This window comes from Longimicrobium sp. (genome assembly GCF_036554565.1).
In the GTDB taxonomy this organism is placed as follows: domain Bacteria; phylum Gemmatimonadota; class Gemmatimonadetes; order Longimicrobiales; family Longimicrobiaceae; genus Longimicrobium.
On sequence record NZ_DATBNB010000756.1, the window covers coordinates 1 to 11,224 of the forward strand.

4 protein-coding genes are annotated in these 11,224 nt (G+C 71.0%); all 4 read right to left on the reverse strand.

Annotated features, from left to right (window positions below):
* On the reverse strand, positions 1-7,763 hold a 7,763-nt coding region (locus tag VIB55_RS21300; RefSeq protein WP_331878687.1), incomplete at its 3' end, for an RHS repeat-associated core domain-containing protein.
* 163 nt (positions 7,764-7,926) lie between these two features.
* Complete coding sequence (locus VIB55_RS21305; protein ID WP_331878688.1) at positions 7,927-8,814, reverse strand: hypothetical protein; 888 nt, start codon at positions 8,812-8,814, stop codon at positions 7,927-7,929.
* Between the two features lie 128 nt (positions 8,815-8,942).
* The gene (locus tag VIB55_RS21310) at positions 8,943-10,202 is read right to left on the reverse strand and encodes a hypothetical protein (protein WP_331878689.1); all 1,260 of its coding nucleotides are present in this window, start codon (positions 10,200-10,202) and stop codon (positions 8,943-8,945) included.
* 695 nt (positions 10,203-10,897) lie between these two features.
* A partial coding sequence (locus VIB55_RS21315) for a DUF4097 family beta strand repeat-containing protein (RefSeq protein ID WP_331878690.1) occupies positions 10,898-11,224 on the reverse strand: 327 nt, incomplete at its 5' end.

An 11,224-nucleotide genomic window follows, 5' to 3' on the forward strand; every position in this document is an offset into this window, starting at 1 on the left:
TCACCCCCGGCGACACCGGTCGCCAGCGTGGCGTCGATGCTGGCCGCCGCGGCGCCCGACGCGCCGCCCGTGAACAGGCTCAGCCCAATGCCGACGGCGGCGACCGCCACCATGGCCGCCCCGATGCCGACCTGCGCCCACACGGAGATGGAGCCGGACGGATCGGCCATCGTCAGCGGGTCGTTGCCCACGAACACGTAGGGGCTGGCGAACTGGCGCGCCGGGTCCGGGCTGACGAAGCGGCGCACGACGGGGTCGTACAGGCGCGCGCGGAAGTTGTACAGCCCGGTCTCGGCGTCGTATTCCTGCCCGCTGAACATGGGGCCCAGGACGGCGGACGCGGGGCCGGACGCGCTGATCACGCCGCCGAACGGCCGGTAGTCGTAGCGGGCCGCCAGGGCGTTGGCGTCGTCCACCAGGCCCCAGACGGTGTGAAGGTTGTCGACCAGCGGAAAGTAGCGCCTGTCGCGCACCACCGCCGCCAGGCCGTTCGGGCCGTAGGCGTAGGCCGTCCAGACGCCGTTCTCCACGGTGGCCACGGGCATCTGCGCGGAGCCGTAGACGTAGACCTTGCCCGCTCCCGGCGCGCCGCCGGCCTGCTTCAGCATGCGGAGCCCCGCGCCGCCGTAGCCGAAGCGCACCTGCGCCGCCGGCGAGCCCGCCACCGTCACGTTCGTGACGACGCCGAGCATGGCGTTGCGCTCCAGCGCCAGGCCGCGGCCCCGCGACATCCACCCGTCGGCGGTGAAGGCGAAGCTCGCCGCGGCACCGCCCAGGTCGGCCGTGGCCAGGCGGTCCGAGCCGGATTCGAGGCTGAAGCTGAAGGCCTCGCCGTCCTGTTCCAGCGCCCAGATGTTGCCGTTGGCGTCGTACGTCGTCACCGACTCGTTCCCCGGCTTGCCGCCGGCCACGCTGGCGGCGGTCAGCCGGCGCTGTCCGTCGTAGGTGTACGACACCTCCGTCACGTCCGGGGTATCGCCGAACCCGAACGCCAGGGACCGCTTGCGGGGCGTGGCGTTGGGCAGGTAGTCGTAGCCAAGGCTGAAACCGGGCTTCGCGGCGCCGCGGGCGGTCACCTGGTGCGCCTGCAGCCACCCGGGCGAGTCGTACTGGAAGGTTCCCGCCAGCGTCCCGCCGTTGCGGGTCTCGGTTTCCAGCGCGCCATCCGCCGAATAGGTGTAGGCGGCGATGTCCAGGGGCGCCGCGGCCGACGAGCCCATCCCCACCACGCGGCCCTGGTCGTCGTAGGTGTAGATCAGCCGGGCGAGCGGCGATCCCTCGGGATACGTGATCGAAGACACCTCGTTGAGGTTGTTGTAGGCGTAGCCCACGGTGGAGCTTTGCGACACCGCCCCCGACAGCGCCGCGGTGACAGCGGCCACCCGCCCGCACGCATCGTAGGCGAAGGACTCTACCACGGCGAGCGGGCCCGCGGCCTCGTTGGTGGCGGGCGCCGGGTTGGCCGTCTCCATCCGCCACTTCCGCCCGATCAGCGTCGCGTCGTTGCCGTCGCCGTCGTACGTGTGCGCGCGCAGCACCGTGGCGCCGTCGCCCGCTCCCGGCCACGCCGGGCTGGTGTCGGCCAGTGTCTGCAGGCGGGCGGCGTCCCACGCCCCGGCCAGCGAGCCCTCTTCGGCCAGGCGGCCCAGGGCGTCGTACTTGTAGTAGAAGAACTGGGCCTGCCCGTCGTCCAGGGTGGGCTGCACGAAGCGCATGCGCCCCTGCGGATCGTAGATGTACTGCGTCAGCGCGGTGGAAGGGTCGCTGCGCGCGGCGAGGCGGCCGAGCGCGTCCTGCGTGGCCCGCGACACGTAGCCGGCCTGGCCGCTCTGCGGGTGGCTGCCGAACGCGTTGGGCAGCTTCAGCGTCAGGGTGCAGCCGGTGCCGTCCGCGCCGCTGGCGTAGGCGACGGCGCCGGCCGTCCGGCTGCCATCGTCGCCGTCCGCGCCGCCCACGGCCGAGGCGACCTGGCGTCCCACCGTGTCGGAGGTCAGCGTCGAAACCGACTTGATGGGGCTGGTGATGGTGCGCACCGTGTAGCCGCCCGCCGGCAGCGGCCCGTCCGCGCCGTTCGTGCCGTAGGAAAACTGCACGGTCTGGCGCTGCGCCGGCGTGGTGTTCGCCACGTCGTGGATGGCGGTGTCGAGCCCGGGGACGCCCCGCTCGACGACGCGGGCGAGCGGCGACGCCTCGTACCGGCTGCCGGTGTAGGGGTAGCCCTGGTCGTCGGACCGCCGCACCCGGCCGTCGCCCTGTCCAGCGTAGTAGTCCGCGACGTCGCCGGTCATCCGCCAGCTCGAGCCGGTGCTCGCCAGGAACTGCCCCACGTCCGCGAAGTGGGGCCGATACGCCATCCGCGGCAGGGCGGCGTCCTGGCCGAAGCTGCCCGGGGCCCCCTTGGTGACGGCGACCTTGCGGTTCAGCGCGTCGTAGATGACCTCGGTGATGCGGGTGTCGCTCGCGGCCGCGCCCGGGGCGGTGGCGAGCTGCTGGACCTGCCGCTGGCGCCCGGCCGCGTCGGAGTACGACAGCCCCAGCCGTGGCTCGGCGACCACGGTGAGGTTGCGGACCTCGAGCGTGTTCGGCCCGGTGCCGATGGCCAGGCCGGTGGCCGGAACCCCGCTCACCGGGGCGCTGAACAGCAGCTGCCCGTCGCCGAAGAAGAGCACGGCCCCCTGCCCCAGGACCAGCAGCCATTGCTGGGCCAGGGCCGGCGGCGTGCCGAGGGGCGCCTGCACGACGGCGCCGCCGGGGCCGGTGAACGACCAGGCGCCGGCGCCCGTGCAGGCGATGGTGTAGCCCCCGAAGGCGACCGACACCGTGCCCTCCGCCTTGCCGCGCGGCACCGCTTCGAAAAACAGGGCGGCGGTGGGGGGCGCACCCGCCGGCCAGCCGCGCCAGGTGAGCGTGCCGGCGTTCGGGCCCGTGTGGACGAGGGTGCCGCCGGCCGCCGCCCACTGCGCGGCCGAGGCGCCGGCGTCCCAGCGCGCCGTCCAGTCCGGCCCGGCGAAGGATTCCATCACGCCGCCCCCGGCCGGGTGCAGGGTGAGGTCCGCGTTGGGCGACGCCGGGTCGAAGGCGCCGCCCGCGTTGCCCTGGCGCGAGAGGAAGCGCTGCGACAGCTCCTGCGTTTGCCCGCCGGGGCCTACCTGGGCCACGCTGGACTGGAAGCGGTCGTAGAAGGTCCGGCTCACGAGCCCGCTCGCGTCCATCGTCGACGTGACCAGGTGGTAGCCGGTGTCGAAGGTCCTGGCCGCGAGCTGCGCGTCGAGGGGCGCGGCGAACACGGCGTCCAGGAGAACGCTGCCGGACGCCCCCTGGCCCACGCTGGCGGTCGCTGCCACGTGCACGGTTCCGGCTCCGGGCGGGAGCGGAACGCCGATGGTGGCGTAGACCCACTCGCCCCCCGTGTCGCCGAAGGGGCGGGTGACCGGTGCCGCGGGGGTGCCGTCCACCGAAACGGCGACCGACCACCCGGTGTCCGGGGGGGGCTGGAACCCGGCCGGGGTCTTGTACCAGTAGCCCACGACACAGGTGGCGGCGCCGGCACCCGGGGCCAGCGCCACCGACAGCGACCCGCCCGCCGGCATGGCCAGGCAGGCGGCGCCGGTAAAGGCGTCGGTGGTCACGATGCGGGTGCCCGAGGTGGAGAACCCGCCCGTGTCCTCGTACGGCTCGAAGCCCCAGTAGGCGCACTGGCCGGACGACCGCGAGGCGTTGACGAAGGTCGCGGCCGGGAACACGCCGTCGCCGAACAGGACCGAGGTCACCACGCCCAGCCCGTCGGCCGACTCGCTGACCAGCCCCAGCGGGGTGCGGGCCAGCACCCGCTGCACCGGGTTCCACCCCGCCGGGGTCTGGCCCCCGCCGTAGCCGGCGAACGGGAACGCGGCGGTGCCGCCGCCACCCCGCCAGCCGAAGTCGGCCTCGGGGGCCGGCACCAGGACGCCGGCGCCCAGCGCGCATGGCCAGCCGGTGTAGACCGTGGCCGACGCGGAGATGGTCACCGGGCCGCCACCCTCCGGGGTCCAGGTGGAGATCGTCTGCGCCTGGGCATCGAGCAGGTTCAGCGCGACGAAGGCGTCGCTGACGTCGTAGCCGTAGGTGGTGGTCCGGGTGAAGGTCTCCTGCGTGCCGGCGCCGCCCCGGTCGGTGGAGACGACGCTGACGGCCTGGCCGGAATAGGGCGCGGAAAGCCCGGGCGGCAGGTAGCTGATGGCCTGCGCGCTGGTCACGCCGTCCTGCATCTGGGTCTGCCCCGTCTGGACCACGAAGCCGCCCGCCAGGGGCGTGACGCTGGCCGGATCGGCCGGGCTGGTCGCGCGGGCGACGTAGGCCGTCCAGTCGTACGTGGTCCGCGACAGCGTCACGCCGCCGGCGTCCAGGTTGGATACGCTGTACAGCAGCCCGTCGAGCATGTCGTAGAAGTTCTCCCCGGTCAGGATGTCCAGCCCGTTCAGGTAGCGGTTCTCGACCGATCCGTTGGCCGGGTGCGCCGCGTCGGACGTGCCGGGAAGGACCACCGAGCGGAAGTACTTGATGACGCGCCCGGTGGGATCGCAGGCGGCGCTGGCGGGATCGGGGTCGTAGGCGGTCGGCCACGGGTCCTGGAAGCCGTCTTCGATGGACAGGCCGGTGACCGCGTAATGCACGAGGCTGCCCTCGATGGCATCGCCCGCATACCGGTGCAGGAAGAAGCGGCCCGCCTCGGCGAACGAGCTGGCGGTGTCCGGGAAGGTGGCGAACATCGACGGGCCGCCCGGAAAGAGGCCAGGGCCGGCGGCGTTCGCCGCCGTCGAGATGCGCTCGTGCACCAGGTTCTGGGGGGCGCCGAAGACGGTGCCGTTCTTCAGCACGACCACGGCGGACTGGTTGTCGGAGGCATCGTTCAGGTTGCCGACGGCATAGGCCAGGAACGCCGGCGCCTCATCGATCACCGATTGCGAATCGAGGAGGTACCCCGACCCGCCCAGCGAATGGTCGACCAGCGCCTGCAGGTCCTGCAGCGGCTGGGCCGCCATCACGCCGTCCCAGCTGGAGGCGGTCCCGCGGAAATACAGGTCCTGGCCCAGGGTCAGCCAATCGCCCTGTCCCGACGACGGCCAGTTGGCGAGGGCGGCGTTGCCCTGCGGCATGGGGAGCGGCTGGGCGGGCGCCGCCGGCTGGCGCGTCCAGCCCCCGGAGTCGCTGTTCGGGTCGAACGACAGCACCTGCGCGGTGGGCGCGGCGACCCCGCCGCCGTTCGCCACGATCTTGATGACGTAGTCCACGCCGTAGGCGAAGCGCTGCTGGTCGCCACTCTGCGGCATGGGCGAGACCAGGCTGGAGTTGCCCAGCCAGCCCTGCCCGTTGAAGCGCAGGACGTTGCCGGCCACCGCGACCAGCTCGTTGCCGACCACCGCGGGGATCCAGGTGGTGGTGAACCGCCCGCTGGGCTCCTGCGGATCGGTGAAGGAAAAGGAGGGGACGGGGGTGGCGATGGTGTAGCCCTGGTCCCACTGGACCAGGAAGAGATCGTAGGACACGACCTGCGCGTTCTGCACGTTCAGGTGGCTGACCGCCACCATCGACTCGCCCGGAACCATGGCGATGGAGCCCAGGTCCGACACCGGAAAATCCCCCGGCAGGGTCGCCGCGGCGCTGGAACGCCACGCCAGCGTCGGGTCCAGCCAGTTCACCTGCACCGCGCCGGTTCCGGCGTCGAGCGTGGCGAAGTATTCCCCCGCCGCGGCGACGAAGGCGTAGTGCTCGAGCGTGGTGGTCTGCCGGGTCCAGCTGTTGGTGGTCCAGCGCCAGGTCAGCGTGTCGTACGAATACACCTCCCGGACGGCGTCCATGCACGAGGCGACCAGGAAGTTGGTGCCGCCCTGGAAGGTGACCCTGGCGCTGGTGATGTCGTAGCGCAGCGTCGGCGCGTTCAGGCCGGTGGCCGCGGAGCCCACGGTGGCAGGCACCCACTGGCCCGGCTGCGCCACGGCCTTGCGGAACACGTACACCTGCAGCTCGCTCCCCGTTTTGAAGGAGAGGGCGAAGAACTCGGCGCGCGCGGCCACGTCGAGAGTGGCGACCTCGAGCCCGCCCGCGTTGCTGAACAGCAGCGCGCTGTCCGGCGCCGGCTGCCACGCCTCCCAGCGGCCCAGCCAGGTCTGCACCACCACCGACAGCTTGCCGGCGGCATCGTACCAAGCGGTCACGGCGTAGTCCGGCCCGAACCACACCCGGGGGGTCGCGCCGGGCGCAATGCCGGCCGGCGGCGTGATCTCCCGGGCCCGCTCGCACACGGCCAGGCTCTGGCGGGTGTAGGCGTAGCTGGCGGTGCCGCCCTGCGGCTGGGTGATGGACTTGAGCGCGCCGGGGCTGGCGCCCGCCGCCGCCGGGTCCAGGTGGTAGTCGAAGACGATCCCGGGCATCTCGCCGCCGTCGGCATTGGTCATCACGATGCCGGTCAGGTAGCGCTTGAAGGTATCGCCCTTCAGCGACCCGGTGTACGGCGTGACGTTGGCGACCGCGGACTCCGGCCCGGAGGCGGCGGGGCGCGGCCGGTACTCCAGCCGCACCCCGAACAGCCTCGTCCCGTCGGTGTCGTCGACCTGGATGGAAGCCAGGTACCGGGTTTCGTAGCGGTCCTGGTAGGCATTCGGCGTGGTGTCCGGGACCGCCTTGTGGGGGTCGGCGTATTCGCGCGGGCTTTCGGCCGCCTGCTCCCACACCTTTTCGGCGTAGGCGAACTCGGCCCGGCGCCCGAACACGTCCGTCAGGCTGGTCAGGTAGCACGCCTTGGTGTAGGGGAGCCCGCCGGCCCCCACGAGCTGTTCCACGCCGGGGATCAGGCCGCTGGACGGGTCGCGCGGCCACTCGTTGTAGCCGTAGCGGAGCGTGTCGCCCCAGATGTTGGAAACGCGGGAGAGCCGCCAGGCGCGCGCGTACTGCTTCTGGCCCGCGGCCAGCGTGCTCGGCCCCGACCACAGGGCATTCGCGCCGGTGCCCCAGCGCACCCCCCACTCGATGCTGTTGCCGATGCCGGTGGCGTAGTTCCGGCTGGTCGGTGCCGCCAGGCCGCCGAACGACATGCTCTGGCCCGAGGCGTTGACGACGGACCAGCGCTCGAAGGCGGGATAGTACAGGAACTTCCAGAAGCGGTAGCTCTGGAGCTGGTACGACTCGCCGCCGTCGCGCGCCTGCAGGGCGGCGCCGGCCGGCACCAGCTCGTACAGCGTCTGGCTGGCCGTGTCGGTGACCGTCCAGGCGGTGGAGCCCGCCGTCGGCTTGGCGGCCGTCGCGCCGGCGTTCAGCGCGATGCCGCGGCGGGTGAACTGCGTGCGGATGGCCTCCGGCACCGGCTGGCCGTCCACCAGCTGCCCGGCGAGCGATCCATCCATGGTGAACAGCAGCGGGGTGGCCGGCTCGCGCACCAGCGGGCCGGGCACCCCGTTGCTGGTGTAGACGTAGGTCCACTGCCCGGGGGTGGGCGAGCCGTTGTCGTTCAGCTCGATGACGCTGGCCGGCATGTTCCACCCGGCGCCGACGACGCTGGTCGGCTCGTCCCGGTTCCAGGTCGTCACCGGATCGTGGACGTTGCTCTGGTACTGCAGCGAGACGGCCGCCGCCATGCCGTCATCGTTGTTGCGGCCGGGCATGGAGAACAGCGTCTGCGTGTAGTTCACGTCCCCGCGGAAGAGGTTGACGCTGCTGCGCAGGTCGCCCATGGAGCTCGAATCGAGCTGAAAGGTCCGGATGGCGGGAATCTGACTGCTGGAAGGCATGGCACGACACCCTTGGGGTTGGCGAGGAAAGATGGAGCCCGGGGAAACCGGGGAGAGATGGCCGGCGGCGCGGCCGGCGGGGGGCGGAACGGCGGTCCGCCCCCCGGTGGGGACGGACCGCCGCCGCATGAGCCGCTGGAACGTTGCGCCCGGCGCGGCCCGGCTACAGGGCCGAGCCGACCACCAGGATCGTCACGTTGCTGGCGCCGTTGTCCTGGTTGTTCCCGCTATCGTCGTACATGAAGGACTGCGCCGTATTGAGCGTGACGGAGGTCGGGCTCACGGTCCACGTCGAGCAGCCGGTGCCGATCGTCTGCACGTGGTGGTCGGTTCCGCCGCCGTACTGCACGTGGAAGTCGCTGACCAGGACCGCCGCGCTCTTCAGCGTCACCCCGCTGGGCAGGATCCCGGAGAAGTCGACCGTCACCGGGCTGCCGCTCTGCGCCACCTTGATGGCGGTGTAGATGCCCAGGTTCTGCATGCTCGTCGCCAGCAGGGCGCCGTTCACGTTGGCGGTCGCGGCCGTGTTGCCGCTCGCGTCATACATGTTGGCGTGCCCTTCCACGAAGCCCATCGACCCGCTGCTCGCGGCGCCGGTGCCCGCGCGCACGTACTCCACGTGATGGTCCGTCCCCGCATAGGCGAGCTTGAAGCCGTTCAGCGCCGTCACCAGGATTCCCGGATTGGCGCTCGGCAGGCTGATGCCGGCGCCGCGGGCGTTGTCGGCGATGCCATCCTCGGTCGCCATCACCAGGCCCCCGGTGTTGGCCCCCGTCCACGCCACCACCGTGACGTAGACGTAGGAGTTGCGGTTGTCGATGGAGTTGCCGCTGGCGTCCTGGAGGGTCCCGGACACGTTCACCTGGACCTGGCGCGGCGAGGTAAGGCTGGACGTGAGGGTCAGCGCCAGCTGCTCGACGTGGTGGTCGGAGCTGCCGTAGGTGAAGGAGAAGCTCGAAACACCGGCAAAGAACGTCACGACGGAATCGTTGAAGGTGAAGGTTTCTCCACCGTTCGTAGAAATCCTCTGGGTCATGGTCTGGAGCGGCATGGCACTTTCCTTTGTCTGGGAATGGTGTGTGGTTGGCGCGGGCTCCCGCCGCGGTACCGCGGCGGGCTCGGCTGGGCGGCGGGCGCGGGAAGACCCGGCCGGCGGCCGCCCAGGAGAGATGGGTGTTGCTAAAAGATGAACCGTGCGGGAAGTGGCGGAGCGTCGGGGGGAAGCGCCACCGCGGAGGTCTGCAGCCAGGGCTGCGGGTCGGTCGGCGACGTCGCGTAGGCGCCCACGTAGGGCATCATCCGCGTGGTCTGGTACACCTGCGGCGTCCACCCCGCCGGGGCCAGGAACACCGTCGTGGCGCGCTTCTCGGAGTACGGCGTCGCACCGAAGGTGGAGATGTTCCACAGCGTGGCCTTGTGGGTGTCGTAGTCGGCGTTGTGCCGGTGCGACCCCAGCCGGCTCTGCCACCCTTCGAGCTGGAAGAAGGCGTTGTAGGCGCCCGCCTGTGCGAGCGGGTTGTTGACCGTGCGCCCCACCAGGAACGCCAGGAGCAGCCCGCAGCCCGCCGGCGCGAAATCCTCTCCGATCGACAGGTAGTAGGTCCCGGTGATGTTCACCGCCGACGTGTAGTGCGAGCTCCCGATGTCCCGCGACGTGGGCAGGCCCGAGTCGGCGAGGACCGTGTCCAGCGGCGTGGCCGAGACGCCCGCCGGCAGGTCCGCCGTCGCGCAGACGGAAACGAAGTGGGCGCCGCCAGCCAGCAGGGACAGAAAGGCCTGGACCGTGCCGGAATCCCAGGAACCGCCGGCTCCCCTGAAGGAAAAGCCGCGATAGCCGCTCAGCAGGTACGTCGGCGGGGTGGCGCTCCCCTGGCGTGCGATCTGGGGCACCCACAGCGTCAGGGGGCCGGCGCCGCTGCCCGCGGAGACGTGGGTGGCGAGAAGATCCAGCAGGGCGGCATCCTGCGCCGGGCATTGCGAGCTGTCCCCGCCCAGCCAGTGCCTGGCCCACACCTCGACGAACCCGGGCACCTGGCCGCCGGAAAAATCGGCGGGGGGCACGTAGCCGCCTGTGGGCACCGTGTTGAAGGCTTCCTCGACCACGGCCGCCGACCGCATGCCGGGGCCGAACAGGCTGTTGACGAAGTCCTGGCAGTTGTCCTCCGGCTGCTCCTGGTCCAGCAGCAGAAGCGGCGCGGCGTAGCCCCCGTCGTCGTTGGCCCTGACGCCCTGGTACAGGTTCAGCGTCGCGACGACATCGTGTCCGGAATAGGTGCTCTGGTCGGTGCCCCAGACGAAGCCCGCGCTGGCATTGGCGCCCACCGTGGTGGCGCCTGCCGACAGCGGGTGGTCGTACGACACCACGAACACGCCGCCGCCGCCGGTCAGGGTAAAGCTGCCCGCGACTCCGCCGTAGCTGTTGACCGCGGAGACGGTCATGGTGCCCCCCGGCGGCACGGTTGCGGCGTCGGCGACCGGAAGCGGGCCGCTGGATGCAGTCGGACCACTGAAGGACAGCGAAGCACTATCGATTCTATTTACGACGTTAATTCGAATTGAACGTTCGAGGAAAGACATGGGATATTCGTATGTAGCGGGGGTTGACAATAACATCGCCGACGAAGCTAACAACCACGTGTTAACAGAGTTTTTTGAGAGGAGAATTCCTTCGCTGCAGGGCTCTCAGACACGAGAGCGCGTTCACGGCGACGCTCTCTTCCAGCAATCATATACGTAGATAAATTTGCGAGCAAGAGTGACATTTGCTCACTTTATGGATTGCTTTCGGCAGGTACCGCGCGCAGCAGCGAAACGGCGAATGCCGCGGCGAACGGGGATCGTGCGGGAGTGGTGGGGGCGGCGAGCGAGTTCAGCTCGGCGGGGTGTGGTACTCCCGTCGGCGGCCTTTCGCCGGGCGCCCTGTGAGGCAGTGGAAGGTAGGGCAGCAGGCGCTGGCCAGCGTCGTGTTGCGCGGCCGCGGCCTGGAATGAAGAGATCCCGCGCAGGCCAAAAATGGCCCGTGCGGGATCAGAGCAGGCCGGAATCCGGCCTGAGTCAGCGGGTTCGAAGAGTCAGCGGCGCCAGGTCATCCGCGACGTACGCCCGCAGCCTCGAACTCCAGCGACCTCCTATCGTCAGCGCGCGCGCTCCAGGCGGATGTCGCCGCTGATGGTGGTCACCGACAGCTCGGCGCCGCCCCGGCCGATGGTGCCCCGGGCGCTCTGCCCGATGCGGACGTCGACGTGGACGCCGCCATCATCGTCGTCGTCGTCATCATCGTCGTCGTCATCCGTCATGTGGCCCCGGCGCAGCGGAAAGTCGCTGTGGATCTCGCCCGAAAGCGTCTGGGCCTCCACCTCGGCGCCCACGCTGGCCGCCAGCCGCAGGGTGACGTTGCCGCTCACGCTGTTGAACTCCATCTCGTCGCTGTCCGTCTGCGCGAAAGTAGCGACGACGTCGCC